Source organism: Thalassolituus sp. UBA2009, from assembly GCF_002335285.1.
Classification (GTDB): domain Bacteria; phylum Pseudomonadota; class Gammaproteobacteria; order Pseudomonadales; family Oceanobacteraceae; genus Venatoribacter; species Venatoribacter alkanivorans.
The window spans coordinates 55704-79042 of the sequence record NZ_DDCJ01000068.1 but is presented as its reverse complement, the minus strand read 5'-3'; the positions used below and the strand labels follow the sequence as shown (position 1 = coordinate 79042).

Sequence of the window (23339 nt, the reverse complement as noted above, 5' to 3'; positions counted from 1 at the left end):
ATGCAGCTCATCATTCTGACCATAATAACTGGCCGGTAAATCACTGTTGCCGGCATCGGCAAGCATCACTCCACCACCATCATCCGCTCTGGCCAGGCATCGATCCAGTGCCGCATTTCATGCAGCAGACTGTGCATCTCCGGCTGATCACGATCATAGATATGACGCTGACGATCATAAGGCCGTGCCAGTCTGAACCAGTCGGTCGGGTTATTACGCAGTTGCGCATCTTTGTAATACAGATTCACCACATCCAGACGGAAGCCATCGACGCCTTTCGCCAGCCAGAACTCCATAACCTGTTTAACGGCCTGTTTAACCGCAGGATTGCGCCAGTTAAGGTCGGGTTGCTGTGGCAGAAAAGAGTGGTAATACCAGGCCTGACGCTGAGCGTTAAAGGTCCAGCCGCGCCCGCCAAAACAGCCAAGCCAGTTATTGGGCGGCTGTTTACCCTTATGCCAGATATACCAGTCGGCTTTATCAGAATCCGGATCGCAGCTTTGCTGGAACCAGGGATGCTGGTCGGAGGTATGATTGACCACCAGATCGAGAATAATCCGGATCTGGCGCTGATGCGCCTGCTGCAGTAATTCGTCGAAATCATCCATGCTGCCGAACTGCGGATCGATAGCGCAATAGTCGCTGATGTCGTAACCAAAATCGCGCATGGGGGATGGAAAAAACGGTGACAGCCAGATGGCATCAATGCCGAGAGATTGTTCAGTGCCATCATTTAAATAATCAAGCCGCTGAATCAGGCCCTGCAGGTCACCGACACCATCGCCATTGCTGTCCTGAAAACTGCGCGGATAGATCTGATAAAACACTCCCTGTTGCCACCAGTTCATAAAGGCCTCTGCTGTCAGTAATAAGGCGATTATGGACGGCGCTTTGTGACAGAGGTATGAAGCCCAGGCGTAATTACCACCGCTCTTACAGCCATCAGGTTCCGTCGGGTGGAGGCAGCAGCCAGCGTAGGCATAGCTGGCGCAGTTGTTCCTGACGGATAGGTTTGCTGAGGAAATCATCAAAGCCGCTGTTCAGGGCTTTTTCCTTGTATTCAGGCAGGGCATGAGCTGTGAGAGCAACCACCGGAATGTGCTTATAGTCCGAGGCTTCCTGCTCATGCTCCCGCAGCCGCTGGGTGGCGGTAAATCCATCCATAACCGGCATTTCACAGTCCATTAAAATCATATCTGGATGAGCCTGTTGTTTTTCCTGCCAGGCCTTAATAAGGCTACTGCCATCGGAAAAAATTTCATATTTAAGACCAAGGTTGCGCAGCATGCCGACAACCACTTTTTGGTTGACCGGATTATCTTCAGCCACCCAGACCAGGCAATCTTTGAATAATTGTGCCGGTACTATGTGTTTATTTCCGTATTGCGTACCGACGCCATTGAGACGGTGCACGATGCTGGACGTTTTTAACGGCCGCACAATCTGTTGCAAAGGATTGAGTGCCGGGCTGTTTTCATCGCATAAATACAACAGGCGCCGGTAATGCTGAGTGTTGCTTTCCTCCGGGGGCTGATCACTGAATAAAAGATCGGCCGGAGCCTGTTCCGTTACCTGAAAACCAAGCTCGCGCATAAACCGGGTAACCAGTTCCCGCTCTTCTGCCTTAGACAGCTGAATATGTACAGTACCAGTATCAATGACTTCAATATTCACCGGATTATCTGGCTGGCAGTCGGGCAGGGTAAAAATAAACTCTGTGCCCTCGCCGCTGCGGCTGTGAACGTTGATATCGCCACCGAGTAATTCGCTTAACTGTTTGCAGATGCTCAGGCCCAGCCCGGTGCCGCCGTAATTGCGTGAGGTAGAGGCATCAGCCTGGCTGAAATGTTCGAATAAACGCGTTTGATATTCCTTGCTGATACCGATACCGGTGTCTTTGATACTGAGCAGCATTTTCTGCTCACTGAAACGCAGGGTCAGAACAATACTGCCGCTATTGGTAAATTTAACGGCATTACTGAGCAGGTTGTTGACGATCTGGCGCAGACGGGTTGGGTCGGTATGAATCGTCTGATACAGCGGCAGGTGCAGATGGGCAAGCAGAACCAGACCTTTTTCTTTTGCCTGCTGGGAATACAGCGTCAGGCAGTCACTGATCAGTTCATGTAAAGGTACTTCCTGCATCTCCAGCTGCAGTTTGCCGGAATTCATTTTTGACAGGTCCAGAATGTCATTAAGAATGGTGAGCAGGGATTCTCCGGACGTACTGATGGTTTCCAGATAGCGTTGCTGTTGCGGGTCGAGGGGAGTTTGCCCCAGTAACTGCACCATCCCCAGTACGCCATTCAGTGGTGTACGGATTTCGTGGCTCATCATGGCCAGAAATACCGATTTAGCCTGGTTTTCCAGTTCGGTCTGTTTACGCTGCAGTTCTGCTTCCTGCATGCGATAGCGCGAGCGCAGGCTTTCTCTCTGTGCTTCCGTCATCTGCTCCAGCGTTAGTTTATGTTGCTGGCGTTCTTCATAAAAACGCAGGGCAATGGCCATGCTGTGAGTACAGACCAATAAAATGGAGCCAATGTGTGAAGAGTATTCAATTAATGGCGTGATGGGCAGCAAGCCTTCTTTACTCAGACTGTGCACGATGACCCCCAGCAGCAGGGTCAGCCAGCCGCCGGCATACAATAAACCGGATAAGGTCCGCTGCAGGGCTGCGCTGATACCGACAATCAGACTGAGCAGGCTGATGATAAACGTAGCCGCCATGGTTATTTTTACTGCGGGCTGATAATCAATAAACGGATTAAGGATAAACACCAGCAACGCCAGATATAAACAGCCCTGATTAATCCGGTGCAGGCGTGGATGATTATGTTTTAAGCGCAGAAAACGTCGTGCAAATAACGTAGCAAAGATACAGGCAGCGGCAACAGCCAGAATGGTCAGGCGTTCTTCCAGCCATAAGTTGTCGGGCCACAGATATTCAAAACCATAACCACTCAGTGAAATGTAGAAAAGCAGATAAGCCAGCAGAAAGCAGGTGAAATACAGGATGTACATTTCACGGGTTGTTGCAGCAATAAAAAAATTAAACAGCAGAATGGCTGCAATAAAACCGATATACAGACCGGCGCTCAGATAATCACTGGCCGCTTCCGCTTCCTGTTCGTCCCTTAACCAGAAGGTAACAGGCAGTTGCAGAGAGCCTGCGCTTTGTACCCTGAGATAAATCTCGTACTCACCGGCGTAATTCAGCCGCAGGGGAATATGAAAATTACGGTGTCGCAGGGGGCGCTGGCTGAACGGCAAGCGATCACCAAACTGTTCCTGCTGAATGGTTCGCTGGTCAAACTGCAGATACAGATCAACCCGGTCGAGCAACGGGAATTCAATACTTAACCGCCACTGGTCACTGGCTTCTGGCAATGTTACACGCAGCCGGAACCAATAAGCGTCTGGCGATAAACCGAAATTCGGAGTGGTATCCGGGTGGCGTCGCCACTCGGGTTTTAAAGCCTTTAATTCGTCCAGAGTAAGAGCTTGCCGGCTGTCTTCCCGCCAGTACTCAAGTTCGCGCCCGAGGAGACGGCCAGAGTCCTGTTCGCTGAGTGTCCAGCTGGCCGGTGTTACGGCAAGGGCAGTCGCCGACTGGCCAAAAAGGCAGAGCAGAAATATCAGGGAGGCAGCAAACCGGATAACCGACAGATAACCGGAATCAGCGGCGGATGCCTTGTTGTTGGCTGCGATAATCACCCGGTGTCAGTCCCATCCATTTTTTGAAAGCGCGGTGGAATGTGCTGGTTTCGGTGTAGCCCAGATACTCGGCAATTTCACGGATACTGGTATCCTGCTGCGCCAGACGCAGGCTGGCTTCCTCCAGCCGGCATTCATCTTTCAGTTTCTGAAAGGAGGTCTGCTCATCATGCAGGCGCCTCCTCAGTGTAGCACTGGATACACCGAGCTGAGCGGCGCTTTCCGCCAGATCCGGAAGGCTGTCGATATCGTAACGGCGGAACAGCTGACGCAGTTTACCGGTCATGCTTTCATGCGGATTCGGCCGGGCGAGGAAATCGGCCGGAGAGTGATTTAAAAAGGCGCGCAGGGAGGCCGCGGTCTGACTGACCGGCAGGCTGAGTACCCGGCTGGGAATCAGCAGATAGGTGCTGTCTTCGTTGAATTTAACCGGTGTGGCAAACAGGTTCTGATACAGCGCAGCATGCACCGGTGGCGGATAACAGCAGCCCACCGACAACAGAGGAATACCCTGGCCAACCAGCCAGCTGCTCAGCCGGTGCCAGATAGCCAGCAGGGATTCGCTGAGAAAGTGATCGGGGTCTGCAGCCGGGTCGTGTTCAATTTGCAGCCGCGATAGCTGCGGACCGCGAATAACACGGATATTGGGGGCGCCGTCAAACAATGCGTAAAAGCGCCTGGCACGATGCAGGGCATGCTCCAGTGATGAACAGCTGATGATGGCCTTGCACATCATGGCAAAGGTGCCGGAATGGCTGCGTACTTTCGCCAGCCCCATAAATTCATCATCACTGTGGGCCCACAGGGTTGCCATCAGGCTGGCATAGTCATTGGCATTAATCTGTCCCTCAGGATCGGCCAGAATGGCAGCATCCAGCCCGGCAGCGGCCCACAATTGTTCGGGGTCCAGACCAAGACCGGCAGCGCCGCGCAGTGGCGCATCAATAAAAGGGCGGGGTATCCAGTGACTCGACATGCCTGTAACTCACAGTATCCGGCCGGAGTGGCCGGGTGTGATTTTGTTGTTATTGATCAGGAATGGCAAGGTTTGTTGAGCATATATGTCATGCAGATTCAGGCGCCGGCTTAGTGTGCTTTGGGCTGATAGACCGTGGTTTTGTTACGACCACTTTCTTTGGCGTGATACAGCGCTTTGTCGGCGGCCTGCAGCCAGTCCTGAGCACTGGCGAAGCCTTTCTGATAACGGGCAATACCCAGGCTTGCGGTGGCATGGATGCTTTGCTGATCATGCCTGACTTCCATGCGTTCGATCATTTTGCGGATACGCTCGGCAAAGACCACGGCCTCTTCTTCATCGGTATCGACCAGCAGAGCAGCGAATACTTCACCGCCGAAACGGCAGACATGGTCGGTCTGACGCAGTGTCTGACGTATGCCCTCCGATACCGAGCGCAGTACCTCGTCACCGGCCTGGTGACCATAGCGGCCATTAATGGTACGGAAATCGTCCAGATCAAACATGACCAGTGTGCTTGGTAATACCGAACGCTGGCAGCGCAGAAATTCACGCTCAATATCTTTCAGCCAGTAACCGCGACTGGACAGCTCGGTCAGCTGGTCTGTGCGGTTCAGTTCATTCAGGGTCTGGTGAGCAGACTGTACGTCTTCGCGGCTGACGGCAATGTCGGTCACGTCATAAATAATCACGCAGATATGATCAACGCTGCGGTTAATCGACTCCAGCGGAATAATGCTGGTGTTCTGATACATCACCGACGCGCGGCCGGTAATGGGGCGGTAATTTTTAAAGCGGAATAAATACGGACGCTGCTCCCAGATGGTAAAGGTGCGGGTTTTCAGCTGATAAACCGGCTCCGCTTTTTTCATGAACCAGTCTTTGGGAATTTCGTTGAACAGCTCGAACAGGTTTTCGCCCTTGGCTTTTTGCGGGCTTAAGCCACTGTGGCTTTCCATAAAGCCATTCCACAGCTGGATATTGTACTGGCGGTCGAGTACCACCAGACCGACGTCGATATTCTGCAGAATATCCATCAGCCAGTGGATGTCACCAAATTCAATGTTTGAATCCGTCATACGTTAATCCAGCAGATAATTAATTTTGTTGTTCAGTTTCGCGACCGAGTCTTCGGTAAACAGCAACAGCAGGTCGCAATCGATATTCACATGCTCGATGGTGTAGTGAATTTCAATCGCCAGGGTTTTGGTCCACTGATGATTGCCACTTTTTAAAATGTCATCGACTTTACAATGCTGGCCAAGCACCACCGGGTGGCCCTGATTAAAGTGAATTTCCAGTTGCTCACCGATACCCTGAATACAGGCGCCGATTAACAGCGAACTGACGTCCATTAATAATTCCAGCTCGCCGTAACGGTCGAGTTCGCCACCATAATTCATCAGTGCGGCCAGATCTGAGAAGCTGGTGTCGTTAAACAACAGCAGCGCTTCACCGGCAATACCTGAACCAATAAACCCCTGGCATACCGCCGACATAGCCGAATCGGTTTCAGCATCCTGAATCGCCATGTGCAGATCGCTGGATTCAATCAGGTTTACTTTGGGAATCGGCAGCACCACATAGACATCCAGCAGTCGTGCCAGACGGTCAGCGGCCTGGCCCATGGCGACGTTAGTCAGCTCCTGATAACAGTCGCGCTGGTCTTCGTTCAGAGATACTGCGGTAGATGTGACGCTCATATCAGGCCCCTGTCAGAATGCCATATTCGGTCAGCACTTCGCGGGCTTTATCGGCATCAATCGGCTTCTTGATAAAAGCCATTGCCCCGAGTTTTTTGACTCTGTCCTGAGCATCGGGCTGAATATCGCCGGATACCACAATCACCATGGCGGGCAGATCTTCTTTGCGGATGGTTTCCAGTACGCCGTAGCCATCCATATTGGGCATGGTCAGATCGAGAAAAACCACTTCGCCTTTTCCTTCGCGGATGGCCTGTACGCCTTCCACGCCATCACCGGCAAAATGAATGTCCACTTCCCATTCTTTGGGGATCGCCCGTGCCATTTGTTTACGGGCAAAACTTGAGTCATCGCAGATCAGAACGTTGGTAGCCATAGCTGTCATCGGCAGAGAAATTGATGACTAAGTAATAGTTGCCCGCTGCTTATTGAGCAACTAATCGGAAGGAATAGAGGGAAGAAACTGCTGTTGCAGCCTGATAGTCAGACGAAGGTATCAGGCTACAGTAAGAACGGCCTCAGCGTTTATCGTAAACCACCACCAGCTGACGGCTGAGTGCCAGCAGCACACCATCGGCGGTGTAAATCCGGGCCTCAGTATGGCCATAACCATCGTGAGCCTGGCGGATATCCGCCTCATACCAGAGCCAGTCGCTGCCGCCCGGTAACTGTGGCAGCTGGCTTAACGGCGTCACCATCTCGATGCTCCAGGTCACGCTGGCACAGGGAGCGGGGCTTTTCAGTTTTTGCAGCAGCGTTGGCGGCCAGGCATCGATCAGGGCGACCAGATGGGCATTGCTCAGCGCGCGTTCGCCATCGTTAAAGCGCATCCAACCACGGATAACATTGTGTTTGCTGTTGGTGAAGGGCAGGCCGCCTTCCACGTAGGTGAAGTTAATATGCTGGGTAAATTCCGGAGTTATGCCTTTGATAAAGGGCATGGCCTGACCTGATCCCGGCGTGCCACAGCTGACAGGTGGCAGCTTAACCTCGATATCCGATTCCCGCTCTCGGCCGAAACAGGCATTAACCAGTGTAGTAACCTGATCCTGCTGCACGGTCTGGCCCTGATAGTGAGCAACGGATTTACCAACGCGGATGCTTTGGCTGCTGAGGGTGAAAGGTTCAGCGGTATTGAGCGGGCCGCAAAAACTGACATTCAGTGAACGCAGAACCTGGCCGTCGTCCAGACCCTGTTCTATGCGGTGCAGGATTAATGCTGCTGACAGGCCGCCAAAGGTGGTGCGGCCCTGACCCCAGCTGGGATGGATTTCCAGCGTATCCTGCTGATTAACCTGCTGCAGGTAATCGTCAAAATTCATAGCATTTCTCTTTAAGGGGCAGATCCCTTTTAAGGGCTGATCCGGGTGTGTATCGGGGATATTTCTCAGGCGTCAAACCATAGCACAGGGCGCTTGTTTGTCTTATAGGGTGGTGAGAAAAACGTTCAGTTCTTATGTTTGTTGTGAGCAATTCTGTTAACGACACCGGGCGAAGCGATCATTGCCAAAATTCAGCTTTCCGGTATAACGGGCGCCCTTTGCGCCGGTCAGGCCATTTCCTGATAGAATTCACACAGTCGTGCTGTGCCTGTCTGGCTGTCACAATCACCCTCAGCGGAGATCTTATGAGCTTATCGGTTAAAACACGGGCCGAGCGTTTCGTTGCCACCCTGCGCCACTGTCAGGTTTTGGGGCTGACGGTTGAAAGCGCGCAGGACAATGTACTGGTTATGCGCCTGCCATACAGCGAACAGATTGTAGGCAACCCGGTCACCGGCACTGTGCATGGCGGCAGCCTGACCACGCTGATGGATACCGCCTGTGGTACGGCGGTGTTTTCCTCGCTGCCGGGCTTCGAGCTGTGCCCAACGCTGGATCTGCGTATGGATTATATGAAAGCGGCAACACCAAACCGCGATCTGTTTGCCGAAGCACGGGTAACGCGCGTGGCCAGCTCAGTGGTGTTTACCGAGTGCGAAGTATTTCAGGGCGAGGAACGCGATCTGGTGGCCAAGTGCGCTGCTACCTTTATGCGTATCGGCGAAAATATGACCCCACCGGAATTCCGTGCCCGTATCGAGCAGGGCGATGATGTAACGGCTGCAGGAGCTGCACAATGAGTTTTGAAACCGTGCTGCAACAGGCGCAGCAGAGTGGTAATTTCCAGCCGCTGGTGGATGGTATTCCCTATGCCAATTTAATTGGCCTGAAATTTCAGCGTTTTGGTCAGGATGTGCTGTTTCATCTGCCGGCCAACGAAGACAATATCGGCAATCCGATTTTACCGGCCATTCATGGCGGCGTAATCGGCGGCTTTATGGAGCTGGCGGCGTCACTGCATCTGATGATGACCATGGATACCGCCGCCTTACCGAAAATGATCGATTTTTCTCTCGACTATCTGCGTGCCGGACGTCATCAGGATACCTTTGCTGAATGTCAGGTCTGGCGTCAGGGCTCGCGTGTCGCCAACGTCGCCATTACCGCCTGGCAGACCGAACGCACCAGCCCGATTGCCACGGCCCGCGCGCATTTTCTGCTGGCGCGTTAATGTCCGGCTGTTTCACTTACGGCGGCTTTTCTGACCGCCGTTGATGCCTGCCCGGCGCGGATGTTTTGCATAAATAACCCGCCGGGTGTCTTGTCCGCGTAGTCTTCTCTGCCGTACACTCTGTACCGATTCTGTCGGGGTGCCTCAGGATGTTCAGCGTGCTGAAACATCAAAGAGGTTGAGATCGCAATGTGTTTGCGGATCCCGTTGAACCTGATCTGGTTAGTGCCAGCGTAGGGAACAGAAAAGCGGGTTTTTCGCGGCTGTCGCCGATTTCTTAAACCCCGGTCAGTCACCGTTTACGGTGCGGGCTGTCAGTATTTTACTGCTGCCTGTGATCATCTTTTTCTTTTCTTCGCTGCCTGCCGTTATTTTTCTTCCGTCGTCTGCGACGGCTAAAAAGGTATTGAGCATGGGCAAAAACAATTCAGCGCATACATCGTTAAGCGAACAGATGCGTGTTGACGAACTCTCTCTGCAGCCATTTCCGGCGTCCAACAAATTCTATGTGCAGGGCAGCCGTGCCGATTTACAGGTCGCGCTGCGCGAAATTGCGCTGTCCGATACACAGCTGGCTAACGGTAAAACCGAAGCCAATGCGCCGGTGCGGGTATACGATACCTCCGGCCCTTACACCGACCCGGCCGTGAGTATTGATGTGCGCAAGGGGCTGCAACCGCTGCGTCAGAACTGGATTAATGAACGGGCCGATACTGAGGAGCTTGCCGGTTTCAGCTCCGAATATGCGCGTGTCCGCGATATGAACCTGACGCTGGAAAAACTGCGTTTTGAACTTAAGCGTCGTCCGCGCCGGGCATTAGCGGGCAAAAATGTCACCCAGCTGCATTATGCGCGTCAGGGCATTATTACCCCGGAAATGGAATATGTGGCCATCCGCGAAAATCTGGCATTAAGCCGGGCACAGCTGGATGAGGCACAAAAAAGCCAGCATCCGGGCATGAGTTTCGGCGCGTCGATTCCGGCGGAAATTACCCCGGAATTTGTCCGCTCAGAAATTGCCCGTGGCCGGGCGGTTATTCCCAATAATATTAACCACCCGGAAACCGAGCCGATGATTATCGGCCGTAATTTCCGCACCAAGGTCAATGCCAATATCGGCAATTCGGCGGTGACGTCTTCCATCGAAGAAGAAGTGGAAAAGATGGTCTGGGCCACCCGCTGGGGTGCCGATACCGTGATGGATTTATCCACCGGCGATCATATTCACGAAACCCGTGAATGGATTATCCGTAATTCACCGGTGCCTATTGGTACCGTGCCTTTGTATCAGGCGCTGGAAAAATGCAACGGCGTGGCCGAAGACCTGACCTGGGAATTATTCCGCGATACCTTAATTGAGCAGGCCGAACAGGGCGTGGATTATTTCACTATTCACGCCGGTGTGCGTCTGGCGCATGTGCCGCTGACCGCCAAACGGGTGACGGGTATTGTCAGCCGTGGTGGTTCGATTATGGCGAAATGGTGTTTGGCGCATCATAAAGAGAGTTTCCTGTACACCCATTTCGAAGACATCTGCGAAATTATGAAAGCCTACGATGTCTGCTTCTCCCTTGGCGATGGTCTGCGCCCCGGCTCCATTGCCGATGCCAATGACGAAGCGCAGTTTGCCGAATTAAAAACCCTGGGTGAATTAACCAAAATCGCCTGGAAGCACGATGTGCAGACCTTTATTGAAGGTCCGGGCCATGTACCAATGCATTTAATTAAAGAAAATATGGAGATGCAGCTCGAGCATTGTGACGAAGCGCCGTTTTATACCTTAGGGCCGCTGACCACCGATATTGCACCGGGCTACGACCATATAACTTCAGGCATCGGCGCGGCGTTAATTGGCTGGTATGGCTGCGCCATGCTGTGCTACGTCACGCCGAAAGAGCATCTGGGCCTGCCCAATAAAGATGATGTTAAACAGGGCTTAATTACCTACAAAATTGCTGCTCATGCCGCTGACTTAGCCAAGGGCCATCCGGGCGCACAGCTGCACGATGATGCGATGTCGAAGGCGCGTTTTGAATTCCGCTGGCAGGATCAGTTCAACCTTGCCCTTGATCCTGATACGGCGCGCAGTTACCACGACGAAACCCTGCCGAAAGAAGGCCATAAGCTGGCACATTTCTGTTCTATGTGCGGGCCAAAATTCTGCTCGATGAAAATCTCGCAGGAAGTGCGCGATTTTGCTTCGGCCCAGGAGGCGGAAGATGCACAGCAAAGCGAAGGCGTGCTGCAGAGCGAAGAAGCGCAGCAGGGTATGGCTGAAAAAGCCGCAGAATTCCGCGCCAGCGGCAGTGCGCTGTATCAGGAGGCCGAAGCATGAGCGAACAGCGTCGGGTTTGTATTGCCGGCGCGGGCCTGATGGGCAGCTTACTGGCGTGGCGTCTGGCCCGTCAGGGCTTTCAGGTGGAGGTGTACGAAGCTGCCGCCGAAGATCAGCCCGCCAGTGCGGCGCACACCGCCGCGGCAATGGTCGCGCCTTACAGCGAGCGCTCACTGGCGCATCCGGATGTCTTTGCGCTGGGCCTGCAGTCGTTACAACTGTGGCCGCAGTTATTACCGGAGCTGCACGCAGACAGTGGCATTGCCGTGCACTATGGCCAGAGCGGCAGTCTGGTGGTGGCCCATCCGGCGGATCAGGCCGAGCTTGCGCAGTTTGCTCAGGATCTGCGTCAGGGCGGTTTATGGAATCCGGCCGATGACGGGTGTGAAAACGAAGCCGCCATTCAGCGTCTGAATCAGGCGCGGTTGCAGGACCTTGAGCCAGCGCTGAATCCGCAACTGGCCGAAGGTTTCTGGCTGCGCCACGAAGCCTGGGTCGATAACCGTGCGTTATTACCGGCTCTGCATCAGGCCGCCCGCAGCTTTGGTACGCGCTTTTATTTTTCAACAGCGCTGAACGATTTCCCGCCTTACGCCGATATTAAGCTCGATTGTCGCGGACTGGGCGCCAAATCCGCCTTGCCACAGCTGCGTGGCGTACGTGGTGAGGTGTTGTGGATTGAAAGCCAGGAGGTGCAGATTTCGCGGCCGATACGGTTGCTGCATCCGCGCTATCACCTCTATCTGGTGCCGAAAGGGCGCCACCGTTATGTGCTGGGTGCTACCGAAATCGAAAGTGAAGACCGCTCGCCGGTCAGTGTGCGCTCCGCGCTGGAAATGCTCAGTGCGCTCTATTGCCTGAGTCCGGCGCTGGCCGAAGCGCGGATTCTGAACTTCGACGTCAATTTACGCCCGGCACTGGCCGATCATCGTCCGCAGATCCTTGCTCAGGATGATGGGCTGCTCAGCATTAACGGCCTGTTCCGTCACGGTTATCTGCTGGCGCCAGCGCTGCTGCAGCGCCTGCAACAACAGCATGGCTTAGCTCTTGGACTGGAGCCTGCGCCAACCGGGCAGTCCGCCCCTTCAAAGTCTATCCCCTCGCAAGCCATCGCCTTCGGAGGTGAAGCATGCGCCTGATTATTAATGGCGATTCTTGTGATCTGCAGGTCAGCACAGGGCTTAGCCTGCAGCAATTGCTGCAACAGCTTGGCTATCTGCAAATACGGCCGGAGGATGCGGCTGTGAGTGGCAATTTTATTGTTGCCGTGAACCAGCAGATCGTCAGTGCAGCGCTCTATGCGGGTACATACCTTAACGAAGATGACTGCATCGATATTCTCGGTGCCATTACCGGTGGCTGAGCAGGGTTCTGGAGAAGGATATGAATACAGAAAATAATGTTGCACCTGACGCTGGTGCCGACGTGCTGCAGATTGCCGGTGAAACGATCAGCAGCCGTTTGTGGCTGGGCTCCTCCCTGTACCCGTCACCACAGGTGATGGGGGATGCCATTGCCGCGGCAACCCCCGGATTTGTCACCGTCTCGCTGCGCCGGCAGAGTGCTGCTCAGGTACAGGAGCAGGTGAGTGAACATGGCCACTGGCATCTGCTGCATCAGCAACTGGCCAGTACCGGGGCAAAACTGCTGCCCAATACAGCCGGTTGTCACAGTGCCCGTGAAGCGATTCTGCTGGCGCAGATGGCGCGTGAGCTGTTTGCCACCGACTGGATCAAGCTCGAAGTTATCGGTGACGACTACAGCCTGCAGCCGCATCCGCTGCAGCTGGTGGACGCCGCGCGCGAGCTGGTGGCGCAGGGGTTTAAGGTGCTGCCGTACTGCACTGACGATCTGGTGCTGTGTCAGACCCTGCTGGAGCTGGGCTGTGCGGCGGTGATGCCCTGGGGCGCTCCTATTGGCACCGGCAAAGGACTGATGAATCCGTATCAGCTGAAAACCCTGCGCGAACGTCTGCCACAGGCGGTATTGGTGGTGGATGCCGGACTGGGTAAACCCTCTCAGGCGATGGCGGCGCTGGAAATGGGCTTTGATGCGGTACTGCTCAACACGGCGGTGGCGCGTGCGCATGATCCGGCGGCGATGGCAGCGGCGTTTAAGCAGGCGGTGGATGGCGGCCGGGCTGCCTATCGCGCAGGCCTGATGTGCGAGCGTGATCAGGCATCGCCTTCCACGCCGACGCTGGGGCTGCCGTTCTGGCATCAGACCGGAGGCGGAGTATGAGCCTCTGTTCAGGCCCGGTGAACCGGGCAAAAATCTGGAGCATTGCCGCCTCCGACTGCAGTGCCGGCGCCGGCAGTCAGGCGGATTTAACCATGGCGCGGGCGCTGGATACCGATTGTGCCACGCTGATCTGCGCCATAACCGCGCAGAACAGTCAGGGCGTGCAGGCCGTTGAGGTGCTGTCGCGGGCAATGCTGGAGCGGCAATGGCAGAGCCTGAAAGCCGATGGCTGGCCGCAGGCGATTAAAATCGGCTGGCTGCCACCGGGCAATCTGCTGCTGCCCTGGTTGCTGGAAAAACTGCAGGAATATTCCGGGCCAGTAATCTGGGACCCGGTGCTGTCGGCATCGCAGGGTGGTTTCCCCCAGGCCAACTGGTCGAAAGACGCATTGCAGGCCCTGCTGCAGCGGGTTGATGTACTGACGCCTAACCTGGCAGAAGCACAGGCGCTGCTGACGTTATTACAGCCGCAGGATGATGGCGGTGCTGTACAAAACGATTACGCGCCAAACAATTGCGCAGACATCTCTGCCGCACTGCAGGCACTGGGCGTTAATCATCTGCTGATTACCGGCGGCGACAGCGCTCAGGCTGGCAGTGCTGAATCTGACGAATGGGTTCAGGATGCGTTCTTTGCGGCTCCTCTGAATGCTTCTGCAGATGCTTTCGGTGATCAGCTGCCGGGCCCGGATTTATTGCGGGCGTTTGTTTTTCGCCACCGGCGCTTACCGCTCAAGGCGCACGGTACCGGCTGTCATCTGGCCAGTGCCATTGCCTGCGGTCTGGCGCAGGGCTATACGCTGTACGATGCCCTGACCAGAGCGGTGGCGGCTGTGCGTCTGGCGATCCGCTCGGCCAGTGAGCGCGCCAATGGTTACCACAATGCCTGGGCGCGGCCGCTGAGTGAGTCGGTGGCCGAAGACTGGCCGCAGGTTGTTCCTATGCAACAGCGGGCATCGGCTGTGCATTTTCCGCGCTTGCCGCAGCCTCTGGGGCTTTATGGGCTGGTGGATAATCTGCCGCATCTTAAGCGTCTGCTGGCGCTGGGTATCGACAGCCTGCAATGGCGGGTTAAATCGCCGGGGGCAGAGCATAAAGCTCAGACCGCTGAGGCAATTCATTATGCTGCAGAATCCGGAGTACCTTTGTTTATCAACGATGACTGGCAGCTGGCGCTGGAGCTGGGGGCCTTTGGTGTGCATCTGGGGCAGGAAGATCTGCTCACGGCGGATCTGCAGGCGCTGGCGGAAGCGGGTATCGCGCTGGGCATCAGCACCCACAGTGACTGGGAGATTGCCCGTGCGCGCGGGGTGAATCCGTCTTATATCGCCTTTGGCCCGGTGTTTACGCCGCTGTCGAAAGTGTTGCGTTACCAGCCTTTGGGCACGGAAACGTTAGCCCTGTGGGTTGAACGTTTTACCGATCATCGGCTGACCTGTATCGGCGGGATTACAACAGCGAATATTGCTCAGGTCGTGGCCAGTGGCATTGATTCGGTCGCCATTGTAACTGAGCTTGCCGACGATGAAGCGCTGCCGCAGCGGCTGGCCGATTTGCGTAAGTGTATTCCGGCGCTTGAAAAGCGTTGCGGCGTCCCCATTTAAACAACACTGTTTTTTATGGCGCGTTGTAAAGGAGACGAACATGACCGCAGCCAGCAAAGAAACCTTGGGTTTTAAAACCGAAGTTAAACAACTGCTGCATCTGATGATTCACTCTTTGTATTCCAACAAAGAGATTTTTCTGCGTGAGTTGATTTCCAACGCTTCAGACGCCTGCGACAAGCTGCGCTTTGAAGCCCTGCAGAACGATGCTCTGTTTGAAGGTAATGCAGATCTGGGCGTACATATCGATTTTGACAGCGAAGCCCGTACCCTGACCATTGAAGACAATGGTATCGGTATGAACCGTGAAGAGGTGATTAATCACCTCGGCACCATCGCTAAATCCGGTACGGCCGAATTCCTCAGCAAACTGAGCGGCGATCAGAAAAAAGATTCGCAACTGATTGGCCAGTTTGGTGTTGGCTTTTATTCGGCCTTTATTGTCGCCGATAAAGTCACGGTTGAAACCCGTCGTGCCGGTGATGATGCGTCTGAAGGCGTGTGCTGGGAATCGGCCGGTGAGGGTGAATTTACCCTGGAAAGCATCGATAAAACTGAACGCGGCACCCGCATTACCCTGCACCTGAAAGAAGACGATTCAGAATTTGCTGACAGCTTCCGTCTGCGTTCACTGATTAAAAAATATTCAGATCATATCGCGGTGCCTGTGTATCTGCCGCAGGAAGTCAGTGAAGATGACGCTGACGGCGAGAAAAAACAGATTCCGGAAGCGGTTAACCAGGCCAAGGCGCTGTGGACCCGCAGTAAGTCCGATCTGAGCGATGACGAATATAAAGAGTTTTACAAGCACGTTTCCCATGATTGGAACGACCCGCTGCTGTGGTTGCACAACCGTGTGGAAGGCAAACTGGATTACACCAGTCTGCTGTATATTCCGGCCAAGGCGCCGTTCGATATCTGGAACCGCGAAGCGACCCGTGGTCTGAAACTGTACGTGCAGCGTGTCTTTATTATGGATGACGCTGAGCAGTTCCTGCCGTTGTACCTGCGCTTTGTGAAAGGTGTGCTGGATTCCAACGACCTGTCGCTGAACGTTTCCCGCGAAATTCTGCAGAAAGACAAACAGGTCGACAGCCTGCGCAGCGCGCTGGTTAAACGGGTACTCGATTCACTGGAAAAACTGGCGAAAAATGAGCCGGAAAAATACCAGAGCTTCTGGGATGAATTCGGTGATGTGCTGAAAGAGGGCCCGGCAGAAGATTTCGCTAACCGTGAAAAAATTGCCAAGCTGTTCCGCTTTGCCACCACCAAGAGTGACAGTGCCGTACAGAATGTCGGTCTGGAAGACTATGTTGCGCGCATGCGTGAAGGCCAGAAAAAGATTTACTACATCACCGGCGACAACTATGCCGCGGTGTCCAGCAGCCCGCATCTGGAATATTTCCGTACTAAGGGTGTTGAAGTGCTGCTGCTTACCGACCGTGTTGACGAGTGGATGGTTGGCCACCTGACCGATTTCGACGGCAAGGTCTTCCAGGATGTAACCAAAGGCGAACTGGATCTGGATGAACTGGCGGATGCTGCGGAAAAAGAGCAGCAAAAAGCGCTGGAAGAAACCCATAAAGATCTGGTTGAACGCGTGCAGAAAGCGCTCGAAGGTGAAGTGAAAACTGTCCGTGTCAGCTCGCGTCTGACTGATTCTCCGGCTTGTCTGGTGGTTGGCCAGTACGATATGGGTGGTCATATGCGCCGGCTGATGGAAGCAGCGGGGCAGGCGGTTCCGGAGCCTGAAACGGCCCTGGAAATTAATCCGTCGCATCCGCTGATCGAACGTCTCGACAGTGAGCAGGATGAAAGCCGTTTCGCCGAATTGGCGCAGGTGATTCATGCCCAGGCGCAACTGGCGGAAGGCAGCCAGTTAAAGCAGCCGGCGGAATATGTCGCGCGCCTGAACAAACTGTTGCTCGATTTAATGCGTTAATTACAGCGTTTACTGGTCTAAGGGCCTGTTGATATTAATCAAACAGGCCTTGCTTGCGGCGGCCGTGGTTTAACCACTGCCACCGCACTGCTATTATGCCGGCAAATAAAAATCAGCTGCTGTCTGTTGCTCTCTTTGTGGGAGAACAGTGACGGGTTATCCGCGCAGCAGCCGGTACTGTGATCTGATTATTGGGGAATACTATGAAAATGTTGCGTATGACTGCTCAGGGAATTCTGACGGCCGGTGCACTGGTTTTACCGACTCTGGTACAGGCAGGTGGTTCACTGGATATCAGTCTGGCCGATGATGTCGCCCGTGTTGCTTACGATGCCACCCAGATGGGTTCCGGGCTGCACATTAATCTGGCTGCGCTGCATCATGAAGATGACGGTGATATGGTTTCTGCGGGATTGCACGTAGTGGATGTGCGCCCATCAACCAGTCACCTGTATATCGGTGTGGGTGCAAAAGTGATTGCCTTTACCACCGATGATTTTGATGGCGCGGCTATGGGTGTTGGTGGCTTTTTCCGCTACAGCTTCCCGGCAGCTCCAGATGTCGGTCTGGCGGGCTATGCCTATTACGCACCGCCGGTTGTATCATTCGGTGATGCCGAAAACATGATCAACAGCGATATCCGTCTGCAGTTCAGTCTGCTGCCTACGGCACGAATCTATGGCGGCTATCGTTACAACAGCATCCGTATTGAAGATATTAATGACCGTTACAAGCTGGGCGATGGTGCTCACTTCGGTCTGACCATCGACTTTTAATCTCAATTTTCCGCCGGAGCAGGCTATGTCGCAGTGGATTGGCTTCACCAATCAGAAACTCTATCAGTGCCGGTTGTTGCTGGAACAGCTGGCTGCTCAGCAGTCGGCTGCTCCAGCCTTGAAGCAGGCGCTGGAAGAGAGTGCGCTGTATCAGCTGCGCGATGCCTGGTTGTCTTACCTGGCCGAACTGGGTGATATGGTTGCTTATCGTCAGCCTGTCCGCTCTCTGGAATCACTGCTGCAGAATGCGCCGCTGACCACCGGCGAAATGCGCGAGCTGCAGCATCTGGCGGAGAATGGATTTTCCTGGCTGGCACAGATGCTGGCAGCGGCAGATGCTCAGGGACGTCCGTCCGGAATGAATCAGCCTGCAGCGGCCGTACAGACGGTTGAGGCTCAGGGCCGGATTGCGTTGGTTGCCACCCCGCACTCACCGGTTGCCGGTTGGCTGCAGGATCTGACCCGCCTGATTGAAGACCAGCGCGCCAATCGTCAGGAAAGCTGACTCCTCGATGAGCATATTTATGCAGAACCGTTTACTTTTTATTACTAACGGTTCTGTGTGTCGTTCAAGCTATTGAAAACATCCTGTGATACACTCCCGCGCCCAGTTTTGAGAGGCGGTTATGGCGCGCTTTTTTGAAATCGTAGAACTTTCCAATGGTGATATCGCCCTGCGTCGTGCCGACGATCAGGACAGCGATGCACTGGTGTGTATTCATTTTTCCGAAGATGCCAAGGCCAGCCTGCAGGCGCATCATATGGATGTTGCGCGGGTAATGCTGGAAGCCGGTGTACGTAAAGTCGGCGAGCTTTCCGGTATGGAAGTTGAGCGCGAAGACTTCGACACCCCTGAGTATCAGCAACGACTGCACTGAGCTGTGCTGTGCTGTAGTGAATTGCCTACAGTCCGTACGTGTGAAGCTGTGCTGAAAGCACAAAAAAAGCCCTGATCAAGATCAGGGCTTTTTTTGTGTTCGTCGCTTTCTGCGCCTCAGGGGCGGCGCTGAATCAGCACCACATGGCTGCCGCTCTGGTCGGCCTGCTGGCGAATAATCTGCCGTTCGTGGTTGCTCAGCTCGCCCTGCCATTCAACAATCATATGGCTGTTGCCGGCCGCCAGAACTTTGCTGCACAGGGCCAGCTGGGTGTCATTGCACAGGTCGAGATGAATCACCGGCGAATGCTGCAGGCCCATGCTTTCCAGCCAGCTTTTATTCATCGGACGGTGCGGGCTCAGCCACATCAGCCAGCGCTTATGCGCATTGCACTGTGCCAGCATCGGCAGCAAATGCATGGGCTGAATGGCACTGCCTTCACTGACGATGACCTCGGTCAGACTGCCGCGCAGCGCACTGGTGCTGACCCTGGTCATTCTGCCTGGTTGCTGGCTGCTGAGAGATAAGCCGGCTTCTTCCATTCCGAGTAATAACTGACGCATAACAATCACCCCGAACCTGTGAACAGTTGCTGTTAGCTGCGGCGTACAACGCCGACGTATAAACCTTCAACGGCAAATTCCGTTTCCCGCAGATCAACTTCAATGGGCTTAAAGTCGTCATTTTCCGGGTGCAGAATCACCTGATTACGCTTCTTCTCGTAGCGCTTGACCGTTACTTCGTTATCGACGCGGGCAACGATGATTTCGCCATTACGGGCGGTTTCGGCTTTGTGCACGGCAATGTAGTCGCCGTCGAGAATACCGATGTTCTTCATACTGTCGCCATGAACTTCCAGCAGGAAGTCTGCAGAAGGGCGGAAGAAGCTGGGTGGAATCTCGCAGTATTCGGCGATGTGTTCCTGAGCCAGGATGGGCTCACCGGCGGCTACACGGCCAACGATTGGCAGACCCGGATTCTGCTCTTCAACAATGCGCAGGCCGCGGGAAGCGCCGGGCATAATTTCAATCGCCCCTTTACGTGCCAGCGCCTTTAAGTGTTCCTCTGCGGCGTTAGGCGATTTAAAGCCCAGCTCGGCAGCAATTTCGGCGCGGGTGGGCGGAAATCCTGTTTCTTCCAGTGAGGAGCGGATGAAATCCAGAACCTGCTGTTGTCGTGCCGTGAGCTTGATCATGATGCTTATCCAGTCTGTTGATCCATACAGTATGGTGTAAATGTATACAGTATTTTATCCAGTGTAAACCCCTGTTATCAGCGGTCTGTGGATTACGGTGTATTCACCGCCGTTGTACTGACCCGGATAATGGAATGAGGCTTTTAGCCTTTGGCCGTATATGGGGTTGCCTAAATCTCGTTTTAAACGTATGTTTGAAACAGTTGTTTTGTACTGTCGGCGATGGCAATAAAGCCGCGACAGCGTGATAAGGCAGATGCAGGGTTATGGCACAGAAAGATACGGTAAAAAGTATCCTGAATGCGGCAGAGGAGTTGTTTTCGGAGCGTGGCTTTGCCGAGACCTCATTGCGGAATATCACCACCAAGGCCGGAGTGAATCTGGCGGCGGTGAATTATCATTTTGGCTCTAAGAAGGCGCTGATTCAGGCGGTATTTGCCCGTTTCCTGACGCCATTCTGTGAAGATCTGGAACGTGAGCTGGATGCCGTACAGGCACGTCTGGATGGCAAGGTACCGGAATTACCGGGCATCTTAATGCTGTTGTCGCAGACGGCGCTGCGTGCCGGACATGACAGCCCGCGCCGTCTGGGTATCTTTATGCGTCTGCTGGGGCTGGCTTATACCCAGGGGCAGGGGCATTTACGCCGTTTTCTGCAGAAAGAATACGGCCCGGTGTTTAAAGCCTTTATGCGTCTGGTGACGGCGGCGACTCCTGAGCTTTCCGATGAAGACCGTTTCTGGCGTATTCATTTTATGCTGGGGGCGACGGTGTTTACGTTGTCGGGGGCCGATTCACTGACGGCGATGGCAGAACACGATCTGGGTAAGGGATCGGATATTGCGCAGGTTGTTGATAAATTGATACCTTTCCTCGCATCCGGTCTTAACGCTCCGCATCAGGCTGGTTGAGCGGAGCCGGGCTTTCCGTTTTTCGCTTTTTACCAACAGGCCTTTGCTATGGCGCCCACGGCTGCGCAATCTGCGTTACCGCAAACATTAATAGAAGTGTCTATTACCGATCAGGTACTACGCGTGTCGAGCGCCGGTATCTGCCATCTTTATCCGGTTTCCACGGCGCTTAATGGTGCCGGTGAGCAGGAAAATTCCGGTTGTACCCCCCGTGGCTGGCACCGTGTCCGTGCGGCTATTGGTGCCGGTTTGCCATTGAACACCGTATTTGTTGGCCGGCGCCCGACCGGTGAAATTTATTCGCCTGAACTGGCGCTACAGCAACCACAACGCGACTGGATTTTAACCCGCATTCTGTGGCTGCAGGGACTGGAAGTCGGCGTCAACCGTATGGGCAATGTCGATTCCATGCGCCGTTATATTTATATCCATGGCACACCGGACTCTGAACCTATGGGCCAGCCACTGTCTCATGGCTGTATCCGTATGCGTAACAGCGATATTGCTGAATTATTTGAACTGGTCAGTGCCGGTACGCCGGTGTGGATTCAGCCGCACAGTTTTTCGAGGATTCCATGCCGCAATCTGTAATACAGAACCTGAACCAGCGTATCGGTGTGGTTGCCGATATTGAAGGTACAGAATTAACCGCTGCCGACCGTGAATTTTTATTGCAGCCGGAAATCTGCGGGTTAATTTTTTTCGCGCGTAATTATCAGTCGCCGCAGCAGTTAAAGGCGCTGACCAGCGATATTCTCAGCCTGCGCCCGGATTTATTACTGTGTGTGGATCAGGAAGGCGGTCGCGTACAGCGTTTCCGCGAAGGCTTTACCCGTCTGCCGCCGATGCTGGCGCTGGAAAAAGAATATCAGCACAACAGCACAAAAGCGCTGACCCTGGCCCATGAACTGGGCTGGCTGATGGCCGCCGAGCTGCGTCAGCAGGGAGTGCATCTGAGCTTTGCGCCAGTGCTGGATATTGAAACCGATGTGTCGCAGGTGATTGGCGACCGTGCCTTTGGTCATGATGCAGATACCGTTATTGTGCTGGCTTCCGCCTTTGTACGTGGTATGAATGAGGCCGGCATGCTGGCGGTAGGTAAGCATTTTCCCGGTCACGGTGCCATTGCCGCAGACTCGCATCTGGCGCTGCCGGTGGACAGTCGTTCACGTATTGAACTGAATAACGATATCGAGCCTTTTCATGCGCTGATGTCGATGGGGCTGTTAAGCGGTATTATGCCCGCCCACGTGATTTATCCGGCGGTCGACAGTGACAATACCGCCGGTTTTTCTGCGCACTGGCTGCAGAATATTCTGCGCACCGAGCTGCAGTTTAATGGTGTAATTTTCAGTGATGATTTATCCATGGCCGGTGCGGCCAGTGTTGGCAGTTACGCCGAACGTGCCGGCTGTGCCATGCGTGCGGGTGCCAATGCGCTGTTGGTGTGTAATGACCGTTCGGCCGCGCAGCAAGTCATCCTTGCTGTACGTGAGCAATTGCAACAGCCGGGCTGGCAGACGCTGAGTCTTGCCGGGTTGCAAGGCACCGCAGGCGGGTTACAGGGAACAGCAGACGATATGTCGGAAAACATGCTGGCCGAACGCCGCTCTGCGATCTTACCGCAGCTGGAAAAGCTGCGCTGAATACTGAATAACGGTGCCTTTAAAGACGCCGTCTGAATACGTTGGAATGATATGAGCATTAATAAAATAGCCATTATTGGTGGCACCGGTTTAACCCAACTCGAAGGTCCGGAAATTACCGTCAGCCATGATGTAAATACCGCACTGGGTCAGCCTTCATCGGCGGTTCAGGAAGGTCGCTGGAATGATAAAACCGTACTGTTTTTAGCGCGCCACGGACACCCGCATGCAGTGCCGCCGCATAAAATTAATTACCGTGCAAATTTACTGGCACTGCAGGAGCAGGGAGCAGAGGCCATTATTGCGGTGAATGCCGTAGGTGGTATTCATTCGGCCATGCAATCCGGTGTGATTTCGGTTCCGCATCAGGTGGTTGATTACACCTGGGGGCGCGAGGGCACCTTTTTTGATGGTGAATTCCGCCCGCTGGATCATATCGACCTGACGCATCCCTACGATGAAAATCTGCGTCAGGCTTTAATTTCTGCCGCCGCCGATATTGCCTTGCCGGTGTGTGATTTTGGCGTATACGCTGCGACTCAGGGTCCGCGTCTGGAAACCATCGCTGAGATTAACCGACTGGAAAAAGACGGTTGTGATCTGGTGGGTATGACCGGTATGCCGGAAGCCGCTCTGGCGCGTGAACTGGGTATTCCTTATGCGAGTATCTGTCTGGTGGTTAACCCCGCGGCCGGTAAAAGCGAAGGCGAAATTACCATGGATGAAATCCGCGCAGTATTAAGTGGTGGTATGCAGCAGGTGCGTGATTTGCTGGCGGCGACGCTGAAGCGGATTTAAGTCGTCATTTTTTGCTGAAGCTGATAAATAAAAAAGCCCGGAATTTCCGGGCTTTTTTATTTGGTAT

General features: G+C 54.2%; 24 protein-coding genes and 1 riboswitch. Of the genes, 15 read left to right on the top strand and 9 right to left on the bottom strand.

Annotation, left to right across the window (positions count from 1 at the left end; all coding sequences use genetic code 11):
- Nucleotides 1-65: 65 nt before the first annotated feature.
- The 7 genes from B3P58_RS08655 to B3P58_RS08625 form a co-directional block, all read right to left on the bottom strand.
- Nucleotides 66-848, bottom strand: a complete 783-nt coding sequence (locus B3P58_RS08655) for an alpha-amylase family glycosyl hydrolase (RefSeq protein ID WP_286717017.1) — start codon at nucleotides 846-848, stop codon at nucleotides 66-68.
- 94 nt (nucleotides 849-942) lie between these two features.
- Entirely contained in the window at nucleotides 943-3714 is a 2772-nt protein-coding gene (locus B3P58_RS08650; protein ID WP_286717015.1) for a hybrid sensor histidine kinase/response regulator, read from the bottom strand.
- Entirely contained in the window at nucleotides 3677-4690 is a 1014-nt protein-coding gene (locus B3P58_RS08645) for an AraC family transcriptional regulator (RefSeq protein ID WP_230331429.1), read from the bottom strand. The genes B3P58_RS08650 and B3P58_RS08645 overlap by 38 nt, the downstream gene beginning before the upstream one ends.
- Before the next feature lie 110 nt (nucleotides 4691-4800).
- The gene (locus tag B3P58_RS08640; RefSeq protein WP_225690684.1) at nucleotides 4801-5769 is read right to left on the bottom strand and encodes a GGDEF domain-containing protein; all 969 of its coding nucleotides are present in this window, start codon (nucleotides 5767-5769) and stop codon (nucleotides 4801-4803) included.
- Nucleotides 5770-5772: 3 nt separating this feature from the next.
- Nucleotides 5773-6393 carry a histidine kinase gene (locus B3P58_RS08635; RefSeq protein ID WP_186436011.1) on the bottom strand — a complete coding sequence of 207 codons (621 nt, stop codon included), beginning with the start codon at nucleotides 6391-6393 and terminating at the stop codon, nucleotides 5773-5775.
- A gap of 1 nt (nucleotide 6394) precedes the next feature.
- A complete protein-coding gene (locus tag B3P58_RS08630) occupies nucleotides 6395-6769 on the bottom strand; it encodes a response regulator (protein ID WP_186436012.1) in 375 nt (124 codons plus the stop codon).
- A gap of 142 nt (nucleotides 6770-6911) precedes the next feature.
- Complete coding sequence (locus tag B3P58_RS08625; RefSeq protein WP_286717013.1) at nucleotides 6912-7715, bottom strand: acyl-CoA thioesterase; 804 nt, start codon at nucleotides 7713-7715, stop codon at nucleotides 6912-6914.
- Nucleotides 7716-8020: 305 nt separating this feature from the next.
- Between B3P58_RS08625 and B3P58_RS08620 the strand changes: the two genes are divergently transcribed.
- The 11 genes from B3P58_RS08620 to B3P58_RS08570 all read left to right on the top strand — a co-directional run bounded on the left by B3P58_RS08620 (nucleotide 8021) and on the right by B3P58_RS08570 (nucleotide 18722).
- Nucleotides 8021-8515: a PaaI family thioesterase gene (locus B3P58_RS08620; protein WP_225690682.1), complete on the top strand. Its 495-nt coding sequence runs from the start codon at nucleotides 8021-8023 to the stop codon at nucleotides 8513-8515.
- Nucleotides 8512-8946, top strand: coding sequence for a PaaI family thioesterase (locus tag B3P58_RS08615; RefSeq protein ID WP_145470412.1), 435 nt, complete (start codon nucleotides 8512-8514; stop codon nucleotides 8944-8946). Before B3P58_RS08620 ends, B3P58_RS08615 begins: the two co-directional genes overlap by 4 nt.
- A 125-nt stretch (nucleotides 8947-9071) precedes the next feature.
- A riboswitch (TPP riboswitch) is annotated at nucleotides 9072-9203 on the top strand.
- A 155-nt stretch (nucleotides 9204-9358) separates the two neighbouring features.
- A complete protein-coding gene (thiC, locus tag B3P58_RS08610) occupies nucleotides 9359-11281 on the top strand; it encodes a phosphomethylpyrimidine synthase ThiC (RefSeq protein ID WP_286717009.1) in 1923 nt (640 codons plus the stop codon).
- Nucleotides 11278-12420, top strand: a complete 1143-nt coding sequence (locus B3P58_RS08605) for an FAD-dependent oxidoreductase (RefSeq protein WP_286717008.1) — start codon at nucleotides 11278-11280, stop codon at nucleotides 12418-12420. The genes thiC and B3P58_RS08605 overlap by 4 nt, the downstream gene beginning before the upstream one ends.
- Nucleotides 12411-12644: a sulfur carrier protein ThiS gene (thiS, locus tag B3P58_RS08600; protein ID WP_145470415.1), complete on the top strand. Its 234-nt coding sequence runs from the start codon at nucleotides 12411-12413 to the stop codon at nucleotides 12642-12644. The genes B3P58_RS08605 and thiS overlap by 10 nt, the downstream gene beginning before the upstream one ends.
- A 20-nt stretch (nucleotides 12645-12664) precedes the next feature.
- Entirely contained in the window at nucleotides 12665-13522 is an 858-nt protein-coding gene (locus B3P58_RS08595; protein WP_286717005.1) for a thiazole synthase, read from the top strand.
- Nucleotides 13519-15126 (top strand): bifunctional hydroxymethylpyrimidine kinase/phosphomethylpyrimidine kinase, encoded by a 1608-nt coding sequence (locus tag B3P58_RS08590; RefSeq protein ID WP_286717003.1) that lies wholly within the window; start codon nucleotides 13519-13521, stop codon nucleotides 15124-15126. Before B3P58_RS08595 ends, B3P58_RS08590 begins: the two co-directional genes overlap by 4 nt.
- 40 nt (nucleotides 15127-15166) lie before the next feature.
- Nucleotides 15167-17068: a molecular chaperone HtpG gene (gene htpG / locus B3P58_RS08585; RefSeq protein ID WP_286717001.1), complete on the top strand. Its 1902-nt coding sequence runs from the start codon at nucleotides 15167-15169 to the stop codon at nucleotides 17066-17068.
- Nucleotides 17069-17271: 203 nt separating this feature from the next.
- Nucleotides 17272-17844: a YfaZ family outer membrane protein gene (locus B3P58_RS08580; protein WP_145470423.1), complete on the top strand. Its 573-nt coding sequence runs from the start codon at nucleotides 17272-17274 to the stop codon at nucleotides 17842-17844.
- Nucleotides 17845-17869: 25 nt separating this feature from the next.
- The gene (locus tag B3P58_RS08575; protein ID WP_145470425.1) at nucleotides 17870-18349 is read left to right on the top strand and encodes a DUF6586 family protein; all 480 of its coding nucleotides are present in this window, start codon (nucleotides 17870-17872) and stop codon (nucleotides 18347-18349) included.
- Nucleotides 18350-18470: 121 nt separating this feature from the next.
- The gene (locus B3P58_RS08570) at nucleotides 18471-18722 is read left to right on the top strand and encodes a hypothetical protein (RefSeq protein WP_145470427.1); all 252 of its coding nucleotides are present in this window, start codon (nucleotides 18471-18473) and stop codon (nucleotides 18720-18722) included.
- A 116-nt stretch (nucleotides 18723-18838) separates the two neighbouring features.
- Here B3P58_RS08570 and B3P58_RS08565 read toward each other — a convergent pair whose 3' ends face one another.
- Both B3P58_RS08565 and lexA read right to left on the bottom strand, forming a co-directional pair.
- Nucleotides 18839-19285: a cell division inhibitor SulA gene (locus tag B3P58_RS08565; RefSeq protein ID WP_286716999.1), complete on the bottom strand. Its 447-nt coding sequence runs from the start codon at nucleotides 19283-19285 to the stop codon at nucleotides 18839-18841.
- Nucleotides 19286-19317: 32 nt separating this feature from the next.
- Complete coding sequence (lexA, locus tag B3P58_RS08560; RefSeq protein WP_286716998.1) at nucleotides 19318-19917, bottom strand: transcriptional repressor LexA; 600 nt, start codon at nucleotides 19915-19917, stop codon at nucleotides 19318-19320.
- A gap of 266 nt (nucleotides 19918-20183) precedes the next feature.
- Between lexA and B3P58_RS08555 the strand changes: the two genes are divergently transcribed.
- From B3P58_RS08555 to B3P58_RS08540, 4 genes are read left to right on the top strand one after another with little or no spacing between them, the layout of a single operon-like run.
- Complete coding sequence (locus B3P58_RS08555) at nucleotides 20184-20828, top strand: TetR/AcrR family transcriptional regulator (protein WP_145470433.1); 645 nt, start codon at nucleotides 20184-20186, stop codon at nucleotides 20826-20828.
- 48 nt (nucleotides 20829-20876) lie between these two features.
- The gene (locus B3P58_RS08550; protein ID WP_286716997.1) at nucleotides 20877-21419 is read left to right on the top strand and encodes a L,D-transpeptidase; all 543 of its coding nucleotides are present in this window, start codon (nucleotides 20877-20879) and stop codon (nucleotides 21417-21419) included.
- Nucleotides 21404-22474, top strand: a complete 1071-nt coding sequence (gene nagZ / locus B3P58_RS08545) for a beta-N-acetylhexosaminidase (RefSeq protein ID WP_286716996.1) — start codon at nucleotides 21404-21406, stop codon at nucleotides 22472-22474. Before B3P58_RS08550 ends, nagZ begins: the two co-directional genes overlap by 16 nt.
- A 51-nt stretch (nucleotides 22475-22525) precedes the next feature.
- Nucleotides 22526-23272, top strand: coding sequence for an S-methyl-5'-thioinosine phosphorylase (locus B3P58_RS08540; RefSeq protein WP_286716995.1), 747 nt, complete (start codon nucleotides 22526-22528; stop codon nucleotides 23270-23272).
- The last annotated feature ends 67 nt before the right edge of the window (nucleotides 23273-23339 follow it).

Excerpts from the sequence above, each read along its gene's own strand:
- B3P58_RS08605 (WP_286717008.1), top strand. The coding sequence starts at position 11,278 with ATGAGCGAACAGCGTCGGGTTTGTATTGCCGGCGCGGGCCTGATGGGC.
- B3P58_RS08625 (WP_286717013.1), bottom strand. The coding sequence starts at position 7,715 with ATGAATTTTGACGATTACCTGCAGCAGGTTAATCAGCAGGATACGCTG.
- B3P58_RS08565 (WP_286716999.1), bottom strand. The coding sequence starts at position 19,285 with ATGCGTCAGTTATTACTCGGAATGGAAGAAGCCGGCTTATCTCTCAGC.
- thiS (WP_145470415.1), top strand. The coding sequence starts at position 12,411 with ATGCGCCTGATTATTAATGGCGATTCTTGTGATCTGCAGGTCAGCACA.
- B3P58_RS08630 (WP_186436012.1), bottom strand. The coding sequence starts at position 6,769 with ATGGCTACCAACGTTCTGATCTGCGATGACTCAAGTTTTGCCCGTAAA.
- B3P58_RS08555 (WP_145470433.1), top strand. The coding sequence starts at position 20,184 with ATGGCACAGAAAGATACGGTAAAAAGTATCCTGAATGCGGCAGAGGAG.
- B3P58_RS08580 (WP_145470423.1), top strand. The coding sequence starts at position 17,272 with ATGAAAATGTTGCGTATGACTGCTCAGGGAATTCTGACGGCCGGTGCA.
- B3P58_RS08570 (WP_145470427.1), top strand. The coding sequence starts at position 18,471 with ATGGCGCGCTTTTTTGAAATCGTAGAACTTTCCAATGGTGATATCGCC.
- htpG (WP_286717001.1), top strand. The coding sequence starts at position 15,167 with ATGACCGCAGCCAGCAAAGAAACCTTGGGTTTTAAAACCGAAGTTAAA.
- B3P58_RS08540 (WP_286716995.1), top strand. The coding sequence starts at position 22,526 with ATGAGCATTAATAAAATAGCCATTATTGGTGGCACCGGTTTAACCCAA.
- B3P58_RS08620 (WP_225690682.1), top strand. The coding sequence starts at position 8,021 with ATGAGCTTATCGGTTAAAACACGGGCCGAGCGTTTCGTTGCCACCCTG.
- lexA (WP_286716998.1), bottom strand. The coding sequence starts at position 19,917 with ATGATCAAGCTCACGGCACGACAACAGCAGGTTCTGGATTTCATCCGC.
- thiC (WP_286717009.1), top strand. The coding sequence starts at position 9,359 with ATGGGCAAAAACAATTCAGCGCATACATCGTTAAGCGAACAGATGCGT.
- B3P58_RS08595 (WP_286717005.1), top strand. The coding sequence starts at position 12,665 with ATGAATACAGAAAATAATGTTGCACCTGACGCTGGTGCCGACGTGCTG.
- B3P58_RS08590 (WP_286717003.1), top strand. The coding sequence starts at position 13,519 with ATGAGCCTCTGTTCAGGCCCGGTGAACCGGGCAAAAATCTGGAGCATT.
- B3P58_RS08635 (WP_186436011.1), bottom strand. The coding sequence starts at position 6,393 with ATGAGCGTCACATCTACCGCAGTATCTCTGAACGAAGACCAGCGCGAC.
- B3P58_RS08550 (WP_286716997.1), top strand. The coding sequence starts at position 20,877 with ATGGCGCCCACGGCTGCGCAATCTGCGTTACCGCAAACATTAATAGAA.
- B3P58_RS08645 (WP_230331429.1), bottom strand. The coding sequence starts at position 4,690 with ATGTCGAGTCACTGGATACCCCGCCCTTTTATTGATGCGCCACTGCGC.
- B3P58_RS08640 (WP_225690684.1), bottom strand. The coding sequence starts at position 5,769 with ATGACGGATTCAAACATTGAATTTGGTGACATCCACTGGCTGATGGAT.
- B3P58_RS08575 (WP_145470425.1), top strand. The coding sequence starts at position 17,870 with ATGTCGCAGTGGATTGGCTTCACCAATCAGAAACTCTATCAGTGCCGG.
- nagZ (WP_286716996.1), top strand. The coding sequence starts at position 21,404 with ATGCCGCAATCTGTAATACAGAACCTGAACCAGCGTATCGGTGTGGTT.
- B3P58_RS08615 (WP_145470412.1), top strand. The coding sequence starts at position 8,512 with ATGAGTTTTGAAACCGTGCTGCAACAGGCGCAGCAGAGTGGTAATTTC.
- B3P58_RS08655 (WP_286717017.1), bottom strand. The coding sequence starts at position 848 with ATGAACTGGTGGCAACAGGGAGTGTTTTATCAGATCTATCCGCGCAGT.